Annotated in this window: 13 protein-coding genes; 2 read left to right on the top strand and 11 right to left on the bottom strand. The window is 62.4% G+C overall.

Translation table 11 applies throughout. The features are described from left to right. Positions 1-186 precede the first annotated feature (186 nt). The 8 genes from G7020_RS18095 to G7020_RS18060 all read right to left on the bottom strand — a co-directional run bounded on the left by G7020_RS18095 (position 187) and on the right by G7020_RS18060 (position 10,654). Entirely contained in the window at positions 187-2,562 is a 2,376-nt protein-coding gene (locus tag G7020_RS18095; RefSeq protein ID WP_181086531.1) for an efflux RND transporter permease subunit, read from the bottom strand. After that, entirely contained in the window at positions 2,559-3,662 is a 1,104-nt protein-coding gene (locus G7020_RS18090) for a YCF48-related protein (RefSeq protein WP_181086530.1), read from the bottom strand. The genes G7020_RS18095 and G7020_RS18090 overlap by 4 nt, the downstream gene beginning before the upstream one ends. Before the next feature lie 236 nt (positions 3,663-3,898). Further along, entirely contained in the window at positions 3,899-6,556 is a 2,658-nt protein-coding gene (pepN, locus tag G7020_RS18085) for an aminopeptidase N (RefSeq protein ID WP_181086529.1), read from the bottom strand. Positions 6,557-6,628: 72 nt separating this feature from the next. Further along, positions 6,629-7,468, bottom strand: coding sequence for a DUF2797 domain-containing protein (locus G7020_RS18080; protein WP_181086528.1), 840 nt, complete (start codon positions 7,466-7,468; stop codon positions 6,629-6,631). Beyond that, on the bottom strand, positions 7,468-7,743 hold the full coding sequence (locus G7020_RS18075) for a YeaC family protein (protein WP_181086527.1): 276 nt from the start codon (positions 7,741-7,743) through the stop codon (positions 7,468-7,470). The genes G7020_RS18080 and G7020_RS18075 overlap by 1 nt, the downstream gene beginning before the upstream one ends. Positions 7,744-7,952: 209 nt before the next feature. Continuing rightward, a complete protein-coding gene (locus G7020_RS18070; protein WP_181086526.1) occupies positions 7,953-8,807 on the bottom strand; it encodes a rhomboid family intramembrane serine protease in 855 nt (284 codons plus the stop codon). After that, on the bottom strand, positions 8,808-9,767 hold the full coding sequence (locus G7020_RS18065; RefSeq protein ID WP_181086525.1) for a metallophosphoesterase: 960 nt from the start codon (positions 9,765-9,767) through the stop codon (positions 8,808-8,810). Further along, on the bottom strand, positions 9,767-10,654 hold the full coding sequence (locus G7020_RS18060; RefSeq protein WP_181086524.1) for an NAD(+) kinase: 888 nt from the start codon (positions 10,652-10,654) through the stop codon (positions 9,767-9,769). Before G7020_RS18060 ends, G7020_RS18065 begins: the two co-directional genes overlap by 1 nt. A gap of 165 nt (positions 10,655-10,819) precedes the next feature. On the opposite strand from G7020_RS18060, the gene G7020_RS18055 reads away from it, so the two are divergent. Then, the gene (locus G7020_RS18055) at positions 10,820-11,764 is read left to right on the top strand and encodes a DUF1853 family protein (RefSeq protein WP_181086523.1); all 945 of its coding nucleotides are present in this window, start codon (positions 10,820-10,822) and stop codon (positions 11,762-11,764) included. Positions 11,765-11,831: 67 nt separating this feature from the next. Continuing rightward, entirely contained in the window at positions 11,832-13,043 is a 1,212-nt protein-coding gene (gene chrA / locus G7020_RS18050; protein ID WP_181086522.1) for a chromate efflux transporter, read from the top strand. 41 nt (positions 13,044-13,084) lie between these two features. Here the strand turns inward: chrA and G7020_RS18045 are convergent, their stop codons facing one another. The 3 genes from G7020_RS18045 to G7020_RS18035 all read right to left on the bottom strand — a co-directional run bounded on the left by G7020_RS18045 (position 13,085) and on the right by G7020_RS18035 (position 17,695). After that, complete coding sequence (locus G7020_RS18045; RefSeq protein WP_181086521.1) at positions 13,085-14,035, bottom strand: 1-aminocyclopropane-1-carboxylate deaminase/D-cysteine desulfhydrase; 951 nt, start codon at positions 14,033-14,035, stop codon at positions 13,085-13,087. A 3-nt stretch (positions 14,036-14,038) separates the two neighbouring features. Further along, positions 14,039-15,391, bottom strand: a complete 1,353-nt coding sequence (locus G7020_RS18040) for a chromosome partitioning protein ParA (RefSeq protein WP_181086520.1) — start codon at positions 15,389-15,391, stop codon at positions 14,039-14,041. A gap of 273 nt (positions 15,392-15,664) precedes the next feature. Beyond that, positions 15,665-17,695 (bottom strand): NADPH-dependent 2,4-dienoyl-CoA reductase, encoded by a 2,031-nt coding sequence (locus G7020_RS18035; RefSeq protein ID WP_181086519.1) that lies wholly within the window; start codon positions 17,693-17,695, stop codon positions 15,665-15,667. Between the last annotated feature and the right edge of the window lie 107 nt (positions 17,696-17,802).

Below are 17,802 nucleotides of genomic sequence, written 5' to 3'. Positions count from 1 at the left end.
TCGATCTGGTCGACCACAGCCAATTTAAAAGTCAGTGAGTAATCACGCTGGGTTCGCTTAACACCTTGATCCATCGAGGTCTCCAGGTTCTCGGGGGAAAGGTGTAAACCTTATTCAGGACGGGACAGCACCAACAAAAAAGGCCTGCATCAAAAATGCGGACCTTTCGTAACAACCTTCCAAAAATCAATGCGCCAGCAACGACCCTCCCGTCTTGCCCGCCAGTTTCTCCGGCTTGATCAGGAAGCGCGCCAGCGCCGGCAACAGCCACAGGGCACCGAACATGTTGACGATGAACATGAAGGTCAGCATCAGGCCCATGTCCGCCTGGAACTTGATCGCCGAGAACACCCAGGTAAAGACGCCGATTGCCAGGCACACACCGGTGAACATGACAGCCTTGCCGGTCGATTTGAGTGTCTGGTAGTAGGCTTCCTGCAGCGTCATACCCTGACGCAGGTAGGTTTCGAGACGGCTGTAGATATAGATGCCGTAATCCACGCCGATACCCACGCCCAGGGCGATTACCGGCAGCGTCGCCACTTTCACCCCGATACCCATATACGCCATCAGCGCATTGCCCAGAATGGACGTCAGCACCAGCGGCAGAATGACACACAGGGTTGCCGCGACTGATCGGAAGGTCAGCAGACACATGAAGCTCACCGCCGCATAGACGGCAATCAACATGGTGGTTTCCGATGCCGCGATAACCTCATTGGTCGCCGCCTCGATACCAGCGTTGCCTGCTGCGAGCACGAACTCCAGCCCTTCGCGATTGTTCGCTTCGGCAAATTCGCTGGCAGCAGAAACCACATGATCCAGGGTTTCCGCCTTGTGGTCGTTAAGGAACACCAATACCGGAGCCAGCGAGCAATCACCGTTGTACATGCCTTCGGCGCGGGCAATGGAATTGTTGAGCACAAACTGATTACGCGACAGCGTTTCCCATTTCAGGCTGCCCTCATTCATACCCTTGATGCTCTGACGGGCCACGGTCACCATCGATACCGCCGACTGTACGCCTGCGGTGTTTTCCATCTTCCACATCAACTCATCCATGGCGGCGAGCGTGTCGTAGTGGGCACAGCCCTCGGGCGCCGTCTTTACCATGATCACCAGCACATCGGAGCTGGTCGAGTAATTGTTGATGATGAAATCGTTATCCAGGTTGTAGCGCGAGTCCGGGTGCAGTTCCGGGGCACCCTGGTCGAGATCGCCGATCTTCAGGTTCTGCCCGTACCAGAGGCCGCCACCGACAGCGAGCAGGGCAATCACGATGGAAACCGGTGCGACAACCGGATTGGCGAAATTGGACAGCAGCCGCCAGAACGGATGTTCGCGCGAGGCGTCTTCACGCGCCTGCTTGACCGCGCGCTGGCTGATTCCCATGTAGGAAATCGCCACTGGAAGCAGGATCAGGTTGGTCAGGATGATCACCGCCACGCCGAGCGACGCACCGATGGCCAGCTCGCGGATCACCCCGATGTCGATCAGCAGGAGTGTCACGAAGCCCACGGCATCGGAAGCCAGCGCCACCATGCCGGGCACGAACAGCTGGCGGAACGCCAGGCGCGCCGCAATCAGGGGATCGTCGGTTTCGCCCGAAGCCATGGCAATGCCGTTGATTTTCTGCACGCCGTGGGAAATGCCGATGGCGAACACCAGGAACGGCACCAGCATCGAGTACGGATCCAAACCGAAACCCAAGGTGTGCAGCAGGCCGAGCTGCCATGCCACCGCGATCAGCGTCGTCACCACCACCGCGATGGTGCTCTTCACGCAGCGGGTGAACCACAGCAAAAGCGCCAGCGTGATGCCGATGGCGACGAAGAAGAACAGCACCACGCCCGCCAGCCCATCGATCAGATCGCCAACCTTCTTGGCGAAACCGATAATGTGGATTTCCACGTTGGGATTCTGTGTCTGGTACTTGTCGCGGATTTTCTCCTCGAGTTCATGGGAGAACTGCTGATAGTCGAGGTTGATCAGTCTGCTGCGATCTTCAGGATCGGAATAGGACTCCATCAGCGGCACATCGATGATGCTCGACTTGAAGTTGTTAGCGACCAGACGCCCGACCTGTCCCGACTTGAGAATGTTATTGCGCAGGTCTTCCAGGCTCTCCTCAGAGCCATCGTAGGTCTGGGGGATCACTTCACCGCCAGCGAAGCCCTGCTCGGTCACTTCGGTCCAGCGAACACTGGAGCTCCAGAGCGACTTCATGTTCGAGCGATCGACACCCTGGATATAGAAGATTTCGTCATGGATCTGGCGAAGCGTTTCCATGTACTCCCTGGAAAAGATGTCGCCATCCTTGGCCGCCACCGAAATACGCACCGTATTGCCGAGGTTGGCCAGATCATCACGATGCTCGAGCATGTTCTGGATATAAGGGTGCCCCAACGGAATCATCTTTTCGAAGCTGGTCGAAGGCCGTACCTGCGCGGCCTGATAAAACAGGAATACGCTGATAAGCAGGCAGATCAGGACCACAAGCGGCCGATTGTTGAAAATCAGACGTTCCAGGAAGGAAGCTGGTTTCTGTTGATGCTTGGTCATGGCTGCTCCGGCTTATTGTTTTTGTTGGGCAGATCCGCGCCCGACGGCGAAGCGATGCGTACACCACTCTGCCCTACCAGGATCAGGTTGCCGTGGGCATTGGCCACGACACCGGACAGGGAGCGTCGATCAGGGCGGTTGTAAATCTCGAACGAACGCCCCTGATCATCGCTGCTCAGGACCACACCACCGTGACCGATAACCACCATGCGGCCATCGCCGAGAACGTTGCCGTCGGCAAGGCCGGCTTCCAGCGGATTATCGCGGTTGCCCAGGGATATCGTTTCCCAGCTGCTGCCGAAATCCATCGAACGGAACAGGTGCCCACGCAGTCCGAAGGCAACCACAAGGCCCGCTTCGCTGCCACTGATCACGCCGAACAGCGAGCCCTGATAAGGTGACTCGACTCGCTCCCAGGTCTGCCCCATATCCGGAGAGCGGAACATTCCACCCATCTCGCCGACGACGAACAGACCGGAGTCCTTGATCGCGGTGATGGCGTTCAGGTGGTAGCCGTCTTCATTGTCGAGCCGATCCCTGATGTCCTCCCAGTGCTGACCACCGTCATGGGTTTCCAGCAACGTCCCGTAGGCACCCACCGCCAGCCCGTGTTCGGCATTCTCGAACCAGACGTCAAGCAGAGGCACTTCGCCCTCACGATCCTCGTACTGGGGTGCCCAGGTCTCCCCACCATCGGTGGTTGCCAGGATCAACGCATCGTGGCCGACGGCCCAGCCATGCCGATCATCAGTGAAATAGACGGCGGTAAGCAGTTGCCGGGTGGGCACCTTCGCCTGGGTCCAGCTGGCACCACCATCGTCGGAGTAGAGGATATGGCCCCGGTCACCCGCAACTACCAGACGAGACCCTGCATGGGTTACGTCCAGGAGCAGGCTGGAAGCCGCTTTCGGGGACTCGATGGAATAGCGAATCTGGGGATCGCCAGGCTGTGCATGAAGCGAAGCACCGCCACAGAGCAGTGCAAACAGGCTGCATGCCGAAAATAAACGGACCAAGGACGAGAAGCAGTTGCGCTTCGGCCTACAGGACGCGGCAGGCACAGGGCCAGCCTGGCCACGCCAGAAGACGGGCTCAGTCATAACAATCCCCTTTGTTCTTATTAGCAAGGGCCCGTAACCAAACGACGGGCGCAGCCATCCTAGCCAGCTTTGGAAAGCACTTACAATCGACGGGACGTTATCTTTTGTTAACTCTCGAGACCTGATCACAGGACCGGATCAGGTTGACGGTGCCGGCTCCAGAAACCCACCGGCTGGCGATGCTGCGCAAGCCATCGCCATGACCCACTGGCTTCTGGAAAAGCCGGCTCGATACCTCAAGCCAGGCTCTTGCTCACCACTTCATAGACATCGCTGGACAGCTCGCCGGAGGCCAGGATGCGCTCCAGTTCGGCCTTCATCAGCGCCTGGCGGCTGCTGTCGTACTTGCGCCAGCGGGTCAGCGGCCCGAGCAGGCGCGAGGCAATTTGCGGGTTCATGGCATTCAGCGTGATGACCTGATCGGCCAGGAAGCGGTAGCCGCTGCCATCGGCGCGGTGGAAGTTGACCAGGTTCTGGCCGGCGAAGGCGCCGATCAGCGCGCGTACCTTGTTGGGGTTCTTCAGGGTGAAGGCCGGATGCTGCATCAGCGCCTGCACGCGCTCCAGGCCGCCGGGCAACGGACTGGCCGCCTGCACGCTGAACCACTGGTCCATCACCAGCGGGTTGTCCCTGAAGTGCTCGGCGAAGGTCTGCAGCGCCAGCGCGCGCTTCTCTTCGAACGGCGAGTTGATCAGCGAAGCCAGCGCCGACAGACGCTCGGTCATGTTGTCGGCGGTGTCGAACTGATCCAGGCATAGCGAGAGGATATCCGAACGCTCGCTGAACATCAGGTAGGCCAGCGCGATGTTCTGCAGCGCGCGGCGGGCGAAGTGTTCCGCCGAGGCTACGTAGGGCGTCTGCCGCGAGACTTCGCGATGAGTCATGTAGCGCTGGTAGAGCGGCTCGAACAGTCGGCTGCCCAGTTCGCGCCGGGCGAATTCGCGTGCGGCGTGGATGGCGTCGACATCGGCCACTTCGCTGATTTCGGTGAGATAGGCTTCGCTGGGCAGCGAGAGCATTTCGGCCACCATCGCCGGGTCGAGGGTTTCGTCCTGCAGCAGACTGCGCAACGCCCCGGTCAGGCGCTCGTCCATCGCCAGCGGCTCGCCGCGCTGATGCTGGCCGATCAGTTCCTGCAGCACCTGCACCGACAGTTGCTGGCCGGCCTCCCAGCGGTTGAAGCCGTCGGAATCATGCTGCATGAGGAACATCAGCTGGTCGCGGCTGTAGGGAAACTCCAGCTTCACCGGAGCCGAGAAGTCTCGCAGCAGCGACGGCAGCGGGCGCTCGGCGATATCGACGAACGTGAAGCTCTGCTCGGCTTCGGTCACGGCCAGCACACGGCTGGTGCCGACCGGTGCAGCCTCGCCGTGCAGGCGCAGCGGCATCTGCGAACCATCGGCGGCCAGCAGGCCCAGTTCCACCGGAATGACGAAGGGCTCCTTGCTGTCCTGGCCGGGTGTCGGCGGGCAGCTCTGGCGGAAGTTCAGGGTGTAGGTGTGCGCGGCCTCGTCATAACGCTCGCTGACCGTCAGGCGCGGCGTGCCGGCCTGGCTGTACCAGCGCTTGAACTGGCTGAGGTCGGCGCCGTTGGCGTCTTCCATGGCCTTGACGAAGTCATCCACCGTCACCGCCTGGCCATCGTGACGCTCGAAATACAGGTCGCAGCCCTTGCGGAAGCCTTCCTTGCCCAGCAGCGTCTGGATCATGCGCACCACTTCCGCGCCCTTCTCGTAGACGGTCAGGGTGTAGAAGTTGGAAATTTCCATGAAGGATTCGGGGCGCACCGAATGGGCCATGGGGCCGGCATCTTCGGCGAACTGGTGGGTGCGCAGGTAGGCCACGTCCTCGATGCGCTTGACGGTCGCCGAGTTCATGTCGGCGCTGAACTGTGCATCGCGCAGGACGGTGAAGCCTTCCTTGAGCGACAGCTGGAACCAGTCGCGGCAGGTCACGCGGTTGCCCGACCAGTTGTGGAAATACTCGTGAGCGACGATGGCCTCGACACGCTGGTGCGCGGCGTCGGTGGCGGTTTCGGCGCGGGCCAGCACGGCGCTGGAGTTGAAGATGTTGAGGCCCTTGTTTTCCATCGCCCCCATGTTGAAGTCGTTGACGGCGACGATCATGAAGATGTCCAGATCGTATTCACGACCATAGGCCTCCTCGTCCCATTTCATCGACTTCTTCAGGCTGTCCATGGCGTGCTGGCACTTGTCGATGTTTTCCGGCTCGACATAGATGCGCAGCGCCACGTCACGCCCGCTCAGGGTGGTGAAGCTGTCCTCGACGCACCAGAGATCGCCAGCCACCAGCGCAAACAGATAGGCCGGCTTCTTGAACGGGTCTTCCCAGGTCGCCCAGTGGCGGCCATCGTCTTCGCTGCCGCTGGCAATCGGGTTGCCGTTGGACAGCAGGATCGGATAGCGCTGCTTGTCGGCGCTGACCGTTGTGGTGAAGATGCTCATCACGTCCGGGCGGTCGAGGTACCAGGTGATCTTGCGAAAGCCCTCGGCCTCGCACTGGGTGCAGAACATCTTGCCGGATTTGTAGAGGCCCTCCAGCGCGGTATTGGTTTCCGGGTGGATGACCACGCTGCTGTCGAGGGTGAACTGTTCACTGTCGGGTTGCAGCGTCAGGATTTCTTCGCCGATCTGGTAGTCGCCGGCGCCCAGCTCGCGGTCGTTGAGTGATAGCGACAGCAGTTCCAGATCCTGACCATGCAGCTCCAGCGGCGGCAAGCCGGCACCGGCCTCGGGGTTGCGGCGCATCACCAGCTGGGCATGCACCAGAGTGCGGTCCTCATACAGCTCGAAGGTCAGGTGGGTTTCATCGATCAGGTACGCCGGTACCTGATAATCCTTGAGATGAATGACTTTCGGTTGTTCGGTACGCATGGGTTGGACCTCTTCTGGGCAGCGGCAAGCGGCGAGCTTCAGGCTGCAAGTAGGATTGCGTCAGCTTGCAGCTTATGCCGTGCAGCTGATGGCTAACTGATAAGCGGTGAACTTGCGGATGTTGATCACGCCGGTATCGAGGATCAGATATTGACCCTTGATGCCCTTGAGCGTGCCCTCGACCATCGGAGTCTTCTCCAGGTCCAGGCTGACGATCTTGGTCGGATAGGCGTCCACCGGATAACGGATCTCGACGACTTCGGCATCGGCCACTGGCTGGATCGCCTGCAGACCGAAGCGCTGCTGCAACGCCTGCAAACCCTCGGCACAGGCATCGAAAATGCGCTCGCGGGTCTGCACCAGATCCATCGCCTCGGCATCACCCTTGAGCAGCGCACGCCAGTTGGTGCGGTCGGCGACCTGGCTACGCAGCAGGTCTTCCACCAGCCCCGACTGCTGGCGCGTGGCAACGCGCATGATCGGCAGCGCCTGGCTGGCGCCCTGATCGAGCCAGCGGGTCGGCAACTGCGTGGCGCGGGTGATGCCCACCTTGATGCCGGACGAATTGGCCAGGTAGACCACATGGTCGGTCATGCAGAAGTCCATGCCCCACTGCGGGTCGCGGCAGGTGCCGAAATCATGATGGCACTTTTCCGGGCTCATGATGCAGACGTCGCACTGCGGCAGCTTCTTGAAACAGGGGTAGCAGTAGCCCTGGCTGAAACTCTTGTTGGTCTTGCGCCCGCAATGGGTGCAGTTGATCGCGCCGAGATATTCCAGTCGCAGGGTCTTGCCGAGCAGAGGATTGACCGGCACCCGTTCGTCGTTCAGGCGAAAGGCGTACTGCGCCGGCACGCCGGTTTCGAGCTGCACGGACATCTTGCTCAGTGCGCCGCGTCCCAATTCAACCATCAGTGACGGGTCCCTGAAGCGGGAGCGAACAGACTGGTATCGATGGGCGCCTTGTTCTTGCTCTTGGAGCCGCATTCCTGGCCACCCAGGTAGCCGGTGCGCTGCTCTTCGGGAAGGTTCTGCATTTCCCAGGCGATCATTGCCGCCAAGCAGGTTTCCTTCTGCTCGACGGTCAGCTTGCGCCCATCGCCCCACTTGCCCAGTTCGACGGCAAGCTTGAGGTTTTCATAGATTTCGGGGGTGATGTTTTCGATGGCTTCGATAAAGGACGACATGGCCTGCTCCCGGTGAAAATGGGCATTCTAGCGGAACTGGCAGCCGGAAGCTGGAAGCCAGGCCGTCGGGTCATGCTTTAGCAGGCGGGGTCGAGGTCGTTCGCAAGGATTTGTGCCACGCATCGTCGGATTACGCCTGCGGATCGTCGGATTACGCCTTCGGCTAATTCGACCTACGGAAGCGCACGACGGTGGATGCCAGCATCGTTTTATTTACGCGTCAGCAAGCCGCCGATGATGCCGGTGACGCAACCCGCTACCAGCCCACCGACATGCGCCGCATTGGCGATGGCCAGAGTACCGAAGCTGAGCACCTCGATGGCTCCGGTCAGGCACACCACCAGCCAGATCAGCATCAGCACCACCACGCCCGAAGGCAGACGGTAGGCTTCGTCCGGTGCCAGTTTCTGGAACAGCCAGCAATGGCCCAGCAGTCCGTAAAGCACGCCGGACAGGCCGCCGAAGATGCCGGGGCCGCCGAACACATACTGGCTGGTGTTGGACACCAGCGCGAAGAGCAGCGTCAGCCCGAGCAACATCAGCGCGCCCTGGCGATACTCGATGCGCCGTCCCAGCTCCCAGTACCACATCGAGTTCATCGCCAGATGCAGAAAGCCGAAGTGGACGAAGATCGGTGTGATCAGCCGCCACCACTGATGCGTCGCCAGGGTCTGTTCCAGGGTGGCGAAATAGGCGTACTCGCCCTCGATATGAAAATCGCTGAAATTGAGCCAACGGATGGCAGCGAAGTTGTCGCCCAGCATCGTCACCGCCGCCGCCACCAGCGTGAGCAGTAGCATCGCCGCGGTCAGAGGGCTGCGGCGCAGGCTCGCAACGAAGCCACCGCGCCGGCTTGGCGGCTGTTCGAGCACCACGGTCTGATCGCCCTGGGGATAACGCTGGTACAACTCGCGCACCTGCTCGGCGGTTTCCGCCGGCACGCGCAGCACCTGCTCGCCCGCTTCTTCGCTGACGCGACACGGCACCTGCAGCCGTCGCAGCAGCGCGACGAAACCGCTCAAATCAACCGACAACGGCAGGCGCAAGGCCTCGACTGCGGACATCTAGCGCTCCACGTTCACCCAGAAGAATTTCGCCGGATCGAGCAGGGTTTCCTGATCGAGCCGATAAGCCACCAGCTTGTCGTTCTTCACCGCGCTGTAGTCCAGGCAGGCCAGGTTGTGACGGATCGGCGCCGGCTGCCCGCTGCGCCAGTAGTGACCGACGAACAGCAGCGGCTCATCGGGGCCATAGAGAAACAGGCGACTCTTCTGACTCTCGCTGAGCGGCAGACAGGCCGCTTTTTCCGGCAGGCCATCGGGCTGGAAGACAATGTCGCCATAGGTCTTGGGATTTTCTTCCCAGAACTTGGTGCGAAAGAAATTGCGCGTAAAGCCCTCGGCGCTGGTCAGCGTCAGGCCCTCCGGCAGCGGCATGTCGGTGCCGCGCAACAGACGATCCAGCGCCTTGGCGGCGAACCCCTTGGAGAAGGCCGCCTCCCGCAGAAACTCGGCATCGATCCGGCCCTGCGGCAGGCGCTGGCGCAGCTGATCGATCACCGCGTTGTCCCAGCATGCATGCACCACGCGGAAGCGCTCGCTGTGCAGGAACAACGGCAACTCCATGAACCACTCGCGAAAAGCCTGCCACTCTTCTGGATAACGCTCGAACTGCTCGAAGGTCTGTTGCAGCAGCATGGCATAGCGCGGCGTGTGTTCACGCACGAATTTCTGGCCGCTTTCCGCTGGCGCCTCGGCATACCAGCCCAGCGCGTTGAACTCATGATTGCCCATGATGCAATGGGCCTGCCCCCCCTCGACCATGCCATGCACCAGATGCAATGCCTCACGGATGCGCGGGCCACGGTCGATGATGTCGCCGAGAAAGATCACCTGCCGACGCCTGTGCCGCCAGATACCGCCTTGCTGCCGATAGCCGAGCTGATCGAGCAGGCGCGCCAGGGTACGGGCGCAACCGTGTACGTCCCCGATCAGGTCGTAGCTACGGTCCGGATCGACAATCACTATTCGCCTCCACCGAGGCGACTGCCCCAGCCCAGCTTGGTACGGCAGACCTCGTAGTAGTTGTGGCCCAGCGGGTGGATCAAGTGCAGCTTCTGCGGCTTCTTGCGCACCGTCACGGTGTCACCGGGGGCACAGGTGAAATGGTTCTGCCCATCACAGGAGACCTGCGGGTAGATCTGCATGTTCGGCGACACCACGATCTTCAGCTCGCTGTTGCCATCGACCACGATGGGCCGACTGGACAGCGTATGCGGATACATCGGCACGATGACGATGGCATCCAGGCGCGGATGCATGATCGGCCCGCCAGCGGAAAGCGAGTAGGCCGTGGAGCCGGTGGGCGTCGCGACGATCAGGCCGTCGGCCTTCTGCGAGCAGACGAACTGACCGTCGATATACAGTTCGAATTCGATCATCCGAGTCGACTTGCCCGGATGCAGCACCACGTCATTGAGCGCATCGCCCTCGCCGATGGACTCCTCGAAGCGTCGCACCTGGGCTTCCAGCAGGAAGCGGTTCTCCAGCGTGTACTGCCCGCTGAGCACTTCGGCCACCTTCTCTTCCAGCTCGTCAGGACGGATATCGGTGAGAAAGCCCAGGCTGCCCCGGTTGATTCCCAGCACCGGCACGCGATGCTTGGCCATGGCCCGCGCCGCACCGAGCAGGCTGCCGTCGCCGCCCACCACAATCACCAGGTCGCAGGATTCGCCCAGCCGCTGCCGTGAGGAAGTCTGCATGCCGTGCCCCGGCAGCACCTCGGCAATGTTCTCTTCGAGAATCACGTGCAGATGGCGCTCCACGAGAAATTTCTTCAGCCGGCGGATGGTATCCAGCACCTGGGAGCTGCCCAGGCGGCCGATGATGCCGATATTGCGGAACTGATCCATTGAGGCTCCCTGACGGACAGAGGTGGCGGGTGGTGGCGGGCTGCTCGCGCCGCAGTGCGGTGAACGATTATGGGTGAAAGGCGCAAGGGGCGGCAAACGGACCCAGAGTCTATCTGCCGAGTGCGTGCGCCGGAGCATCGACCCACCCTGGGCTATGCTTGCTGCATGAACCTGCCCAGCCTTGCCGAACTGCTGCCCGGACTCTTGCACCCACAGGTGCGGGATCTCGCCTGGACGCTGCTCTCACCGCCGCTGCTGAGCAACACGCCTGCACCGCAGCGACATCCGCTCACGGCCAGCCGCTGGGCCAGCAATCCCGATGAGCTGGCCGGCTGGCTGCACCTGCTGGACGCTCAGCCGGCGGTGCTGCGCGCCTGGCTCGAACAGCGCAGCAATCGTCGGCTGGGGCTGTATTACGAGCGCCTCTGGCAATTCGCGCTAAGCCAGGCGCCAGATATCGAACTGCTGGGCGCCAACCTGCCGATCCGCCAGGACGGCCAGACGCTTGGCGAACTCGACCTGATCTTCCGCGACGCCGAAGGTGTGCATCATCTGGAACTGGCGGTGAAGTTCTACCTGGGGCTGGAAAACGGCGACCGCAGCCGACACGATCACTGGCTCGGCCCCGGCAGCCATGATCGGCTGTCCCTCAAGCTGCAGCGCCTCTGCGCGCATCAACTGCAGCTGTGCTCCACCCCCTGCGCCCGTAGCATCCTCAGTGAGCTCACCTGTTGCGCAATCGACAGTGCGTTCTGGCTCGGCGGCTATCTGTTCCAGCCCTGTGGCGAAGTCCGGGTCTCACCCGTAGGCGCCAATACCACGCACCTGAGCGGGCGCTGGTTGCGCCAGCGCGACTGGCCCGATTTTGCCCGCAACCACCCGCAGCGCGATCAGGAAACACGCTGGCAGCCCCTGCCTCGCCATGCCTGGCTGGCGCCGGCACAGCTGGAGAGCGCTGCGGTCTGGCAGCCGTCGGACTTCGACAACTGGGTCAATACCACCCCGACCCGCTCGCAGCCCTGGCTGCTGGTGCGCCTCGAAGCCAATGCCGAGGCGTACTGGACTGAGCGGGAGCGCCTGTTTCTAGTACCTGATAACTGGCCTGATTGAACTGGCCCAAATACGCCTGTCATCTGCCTGTTGCATACTGAACACCTGCCACTGCACCGGTCTACAGATGCCCCCGCTCACCAACACCTCGCACAGCCCTCACTCTTCAAGCGCCTGGAGCATCTTTCTGGTCTTCCTGCGCCTGGGCCTGACCTCCTTTGGTGGCCCGGTTGCCCATATTGGCTATTTTCGCGAGGAGTTAGTCCACCGCCGCCAATGGCTCGACGAACGCAACTATGCCGATCTGGTCGCGCTCTGCCAGTTCCTGCCCGGCCCATCCAGCAGCCAGGTGGGCATCGCCATCGGCCTGCTGCGCGGCGGTTACGGTGGTTCCATAGCCGCCTGGGCCGGTTTCACCCTACCCTCGGCAATAGCGCTTCTATTGTTCGCACTGGGCATCGCCAGCTGGGGCAATGGCCTGCCGCAAGGCGTCCTGCACGGCCTGAAGATCGTCGCGGTGGCGGTCGTGGCCCAGGCGGTATGGGGCATGGCACGCAGCCTCTGCACAGACGCTCTGCGTATCGCGATGGCGCTGATCGCCGCCCTTGCAATTCTTGCCCTGCCCGGTGCATGGGCACAGCTGGGCGTGATCGCCCTGGCCGGACTCATCGGCCTGATGCTGTTTCGTCCCGCAACGCCCGTCACCGCCACACCCTTGCAGCCGCGTACCCGCAACCTGATCGGCGTAATGGCGCTGGCTTCGTTCTTTGCTCTGCTGGCTGTCCTGCCCATGCTGGCCGCCGCTTCGAGCAGCCAGGCACTGGCTCTGCTGGATGCCTTCTACCGCGCCGGCGCGCTGGTGTTCGGTGGCGGTCACGTGGTGCTGCCGCTGCTGCAGGCCGAAGTGGTACCCAGTGGCTGGGTCGGCAATGACGTCTTCCTCGCCGGTTATGGTGCGGCCCAGGCCGTGCCGGGTCCGTTATTCACCTTTTCGGCCTTCCTCGGCGGCTCCATGGCTGGCGGCAACGGACCTGTGCTGAACGCAGCCCTGTGCCTCTTCGCCATCTTCGTGCCTTCATTCCTGCTGGTCTTCGGCGTCATGCCATTCTGGGAGCGGCTGCGCGCCAACTGGCGCATACAGGCGGCCCTGGCCGGCGTGAATGCCGCGGTCGTCGGCTTACTATTGGCGGCCCTCTACGATCCGGTCTGGACCAGTGCCATTCACGGTCTGAAGGACTTTACCCTGGGCCTGATCGCCCTGGCGGCGCTGATGCTCTGGAAGCTACCGCCCTGGCTGGTGGTACTGGCCGGCGGGATCATGGGCTGGGTGCTGGGCTGAGACCCGACCGCTGCGCTCGGCACAGCCATGGGGTTTTCAGATCAGCGCAACAGCTTGTCCAGCGATGCCTGAGCGGCCCTTCGGCCCTGCAGGCCACCGGTGTGCACGAAGATGATTCGCGCCCCCCTGGCGAAGTAATCGTCCAGCACGCAACGGCGTAACGCCATCATCGCTTTCGCCGTATAGACCGGCTCCAGCGGCAGGCCGGTCGCGTGTTCGGTTTCGGTCATGAAGTGCGCAAGTTCCGCATCAAAACGCCCGAAGCCACCGCGACTCGCATCGATCAGCCGGTAGCCGTGATTCGTCATCCCCGCGTCGCCCAGCAGCCTGCCGACTTCCTCTGCAACACCGTGCGCAGCAGGCCCCGCCAAAGCACCGTGAACCGGATGCTCGCCCCCTCCCTGTTCACCGATCACCAGCCCGGCCAGAGTCGTGCCGGTGCCCGCAGCAAGCCACCAGCCGTCATAGTCATCCCAGCCCAGCGCCATCAGCTGCTTCTGTGCATAAGACACCAGCGGCGTGCAGCCCAGGGCGCCGGACAACCCGCCGCCGCCTTCGGGCACACAGTAGTAACCGGGGTAGCGCTCCAGCCAGGGTTCGAAAAAGTCAGACCGGTGACGCTCGCGATAACCGCCATACCCCAGCCAGTGCAGCTGCATGCCGAAGCCTTGCAGGTCATCGATAGTCGGAGTCGTCTGCGCAGTGCCGCGCAACAGGCCGACCGTAGCCAGACCGAAGCGCTTGCCAGCGGCAGCCAGGGCATGCAGGTGATTGGAGTGAGGCCCGCCGAGGCTGATCAGGCCGCGCGCGCCGGCGTTACGCGCCGCCTCCAGATGATGGGCAAGCTTGAACCACTTGTTGCCGGAAAGCTCCGGGTCGATCTGGTCCAGACGCAGAATGGCCAGTTGCACGCCCGCTTGATGCAGCCAGGGCAGCTCGACTGGCTGCAGTGGCGCATCCGGGACATCGGCAAGGGATGGTATGGATAACAAGACTCAGCTACCGGTACGCAAGCGCTCCTGCGAGCGATGCCTGGCGCAGCAGTTGGACTCGCCGATGGCAAAGCGGCTGGGCGAATCCACCTTGTCCAGCGGCATGTTGCAACGCTCGCCGCTTGGTAGCATCGCCACGCAGCTCGGCTGCTGATAATGCTCCACCCACTGGCGGTACTGCTCCTCTGAGACACCACACTTGGCGGCGGCATAGGCCAGCGGACTGTGCTGATAACGCGTCAGATCCTGCAGCGGGATGGTCAGGTGACCGGCGCCCGGATGATAGGCGACGAACAGCACACCAAGCTTCGACAGCCGCGCCAGCACCCGCTCGCTGCCGCTTTCGGTGAGCGTCTGGCATAGCTTGCGCAACTGTTCGATTTCTTCCTGCAACTGGGCATCGAGCTCATTGCGATAGGCCAGCTCGACATCGCGTATGGCGATCTGTTCCTGAGCCTCGGCCACGGCTGCCGCCACCTGAGCCTGCATCTCGCTGTCGAACTGCATCCGCGCATCCTCGGCTTCAGCCCGACTGTTGCGCTCCAGAGCGCGCAATTGTCGGCTCATTTCCTCACGCATACTCTGGAAACCCTCGGCCTGCGCCGCGAGTTCCGCACGCAGGCGGGCGACGACCTGTTCCTGTTCGAGCAGGTCATGGCGCAACCGGGCGTTTTCCTGCTGCAGCTTGCCTTGCTGCTGAACGGCCAGCTCACGCAGCTTGCCGAGTTCCATTTCACGCTGGCGTTCGAGGCTGGCGATACGCAACCGCTGCTGCTTGATCAGTTGCGCAGCCTTGAGTCGCTGTTCCTGTTCGAGTTTTTCGTCCCGCCGCACCTTGGCGGAATCTGCGGCGTACCAGGTTTCCTCGGCGACCACCTGCAGGCGCTCGGCGGCAACTGCCTGCGGTATTTCCTCCTCGACCAGCAAACCCAGCTGGTTGCGCCTGATGCGATCACGCAGCATGAGCAGATGATTTCGCGCCTGAGTCAGTTCGGGGTCCCACAGGTGCATCTGGTGCCAGGCAACCGGACACTGGCTGCGACAGGCCAGGCGAATCGGCCCGGCACCCAGGTCCGGCCCGCGCCCGGTGCGCTCGGCCAGGCTGCGCAGCGGAATGTTCCAGCCACTGTCCGCCGAACCGTCTTCGTTGAAATCGAGATAAAAGAACACTGCCGCGCGTATCTGCAGGCGTGCATTGACCAGCGCATAGACGACACGCATCTGCTGGTCGGCGAATTCGGGCATGGTCACCACACCATCGAGCATGGCCTCGAATTCGGGATAGAGCATTTCCTTGCAGACACCGGCATCGTTGAAGAACAGAACGGCTTCGACCGTCTGCGGTTTGTTCTGCATGCTTGGCATCCTCAACAGCTCGGTGGGGCAGTGAATATGTGAGGCAGCGACTGCGTACGGTCGCCATCCCATGCCCGACAAGTGTAGGGGAAAAGCCGCAACCGGCAATGTGACTGGGTTGGCAGGCACCCGGGCAACGGGGGCTGCCGGCAGATGGACGGTCACAAACTGTGATCGAATCGGGATGCCAGCCTGCCAACAACCGGCAAACCAGTGCCTGCCGCCTTCGATTGAAGGCCGCGCAGGCATGAAGCTCGTGGCTTGAAGTGGCTTCTACAAGGCAGCGGCCAGACGCGAGCCCTGGTCGATCGCACGCTTGGCGTCCAGTTCTGCGGCGACATCCGCGCCGCCGATCAAATGCACCTTGAGGCCGCCCTGCTCAAGCTCGGCCTGCAGCTCACGCAAGGGGTCCTGTCCGGCGCAGACAATGACGGTGTCCACCGGCAACACCTGCGGTTCGCCACCGGCGATGGAGATATGCAGGCCCTCGTCATCGATCTTCAGGTACTCCACCGAGTTGATCATCTGTACCTGCTTGTTTTTCAGTCCGGTGCGGTGAATCCAGCCGGTGGTCTTGCCCAGGCCGCTGCCAACCTTGGATTTCTTGCGCTGCAGCAGATATACCTGACGCGCCGGAGCCTGCGGCATCGGCTGGACGCCCGCAACGCCGCCCCGGGCCTGCAGGCCCAGGTCGATACCCCACTCCTTCCAGAACGCCTCACGGTCCAGGCTGGTGGACTGGCCATCGTGGGTGATGAATTCGCTGACATCGAAACCGATACCACCGGCGCCGATCACCGCCACGCGCTGGCCCACGGGCTTGCGCTGGAGAATCGCATCGAGGTAGCTGATCACCTTCGGATGCCCGATACCCGGTATCTCCGGTGTGCGCGGCACGATGCCGGTGGCGAGGATGATTTCGTCGTAGCCGCCGGCCAGCAGATCACCTGCGCCGACGCGGGTGTTCAGGCGCAGATCGACGCCGGATCGCTCGAGCTTGCCGTCGAAATAGCGCAGGGTCTCGAAGAACTCTTCCTTGCCCGGCACACGCTTGGCGACATTGAACTGGCCGCCGATTTCGCTGGCCGAGTCGAACAGGGTCACCTGATGGCCACGTTCGGCAGCGACACTGGCCGCCGACAGCCCGGCCGGACCAGCGCCGACGACGGCGATCTTCTTCGCTGCAGCGACAGGGATGTAGTTCAGCTCGGTTTCATGACAGGCGCGGGGGTTGACCAGGCAGCTGGTCAGCTTGCCGCTGAAGGTGTGATCCAGGCAGGCCTGGTTGCAGCCGATGCAGGTGTTGATGGCATCGCTGCGACCGGCGGCGGCCTTGTTGACGAACTCCGGGTCGGCAAGGAAGGGCCGCGCCATGGACACCATGTCGGCATCGCCTTCGGCCAGCACCTGCTCGGCGACTTCCGGGGTATTGATGCGGTTGGTGGTGATCAGCGGAATGCCGACCTCGCCACGCAGCCTGGCCGTCACCTTGGTGAATGCCGCGCGCGGCACCTTGGTGGCGATGGTCGGGATACGCGCCTCATGCCAGCCGATACCGGTGTTGATGATGGTCGCGCCGGCCTGCTCGATGGCCTTGGCCAGCACCACCACCTCATCCCAGGTGCTACCGGTTTCCACCAGATCGAGCATCGACAGGCGATAGATGATGATGAACTCGGGGCCTACCGCTTCACGCACGCGGCGCACGATTTCCAGCGGCAGGCGCATGCGGTTCTCGTAGCTACCGCCCCAGCGGTCGGTGCGATGGTTGGTGTGGGCGACCAGAAACTGGTTGATGAAGTAGCCTTCCGAGCCCATGATCTCGACGCCGTCATAGCCGGCCTCCTTCGCCAGGCTGGCGCAATTGACGAAGTCCTGGATCTGCTTCTCGATACCCGCCTCGTCCAGCTCGCGCGGCTTGAAGGGGTTGATCGGCGCCTGGATGGCACTGGGCGCGACGAGCTTGGGGCTGTAGGCGTAGCGACCGGCATGAAGAATCTGCAGGCAAATCTTGCCGCCGGCTTCGTGTACCGCCTGGGTAACGACCCTGTGTTCTTCGGCCTCCTCCGGGGTGGAGAGTTTGGCCGCGCCGGCCCGGACCGAACCTTCCTCGTTGGGGCCAACGCCGCCAGTGACGATGAGGCCGACACCACCCCGCGCGCGCTCGGCAAAAAACGCCGCCATGCGCTCGAAGCCATTGGGCATTTCCTCGAGGCCGGTGTGCATCGAGCCCATCAGAACGCGGTTGCGCAGCGTGGTGAAGCCCAGGTCCAGCGGGGCCAGCAGGTGCGGGAAGGCACTCATGTTCATTCCTCATCAAGGGCACGTGCTCTCGTGCCAGAAGCCAACGGTTGGGGCGCCAGACTCTCGGGGCATGGTCGCCATGCAACGAAGATAAACAGCCACAGCCA

Source organism: Stutzerimonas stutzeri (assembly GCF_013522825.1).
In the GTDB taxonomy this organism is placed as follows: Bacteria; Pseudomonadota; Gammaproteobacteria; order Pseudomonadales; family Pseudomonadaceae; genus Stutzerimonas; species Stutzerimonas stutzeri_AK.
The sequence above is the reverse complement of the archived record's forward strand: the minus strand, read 5'-3'. Positions and strand labels throughout refer to the sequence as shown.

Excerpts from the sequence above, each read along its gene's own strand:
- G7020_RS18095 (WP_181086531.1), bottom strand. The coding sequence starts at position 2,562 with ATGACCAAGCATCAACAGAAACCAGCTTCCTTCCTGGAACGTCTGATT.
- G7020_RS18090 (WP_181086530.1), bottom strand. The coding sequence starts at position 3,662 with ATGACTGAGCCCGTCTTCTGGCGTGGCCAGGCTGGCCCTGTGCCTGCC.
- pepN (WP_181086529.1), bottom strand. The coding sequence starts at position 6,556 with ATGCGTACCGAACAACCGAAAGTCATTCATCTCAAGGATTATCAGGTA.
- G7020_RS18080 (WP_181086528.1), bottom strand. The coding sequence starts at position 7,468 with ATGGTTGAATTGGGACGCGGCGCACTGAGCAAGATGTCCGTGCAGCTC.
- G7020_RS18075 (WP_181086527.1), bottom strand. The coding sequence starts at position 7,743 with ATGTCGTCCTTTATCGAAGCCATCGAAAACATCACCCCCGAAATCTAT.
- G7020_RS18070 (WP_181086526.1), bottom strand. The coding sequence starts at position 8,807 with ATGTCCGCAGTCGAGGCCTTGCGCCTGCCGTTGTCGGTTGATTTGAGC.
- G7020_RS18060 (WP_181086524.1), bottom strand. The coding sequence starts at position 10,654 with ATGGATCAGTTCCGCAATATCGGCATCATCGGCCGCCTGGGCAGCTCC.
- G7020_RS18055 (WP_181086523.1), top strand. The coding sequence starts at position 10,820 with ATGAACCTGCCCAGCCTTGCCGAACTGCTGCCCGGACTCTTGCACCCA.
- chrA (WP_181086522.1), top strand. The coding sequence starts at position 11,832 with ATGCCCCCGCTCACCAACACCTCGCACAGCCCTCACTCTTCAAGCGCC.
- G7020_RS18040 (WP_181086520.1), bottom strand. The coding sequence starts at position 15,391 with ATGCAGAACAAACCGCAGACGGTCGAAGCCGTTCTGTTCTTCAACGAT.
- G7020_RS18035 (WP_181086519.1), bottom strand. The coding sequence starts at position 17,695 with ATGAGTGCCTTCCCGCACCTGCTGGCCCCGCTGGACCTGGGCTTCACC.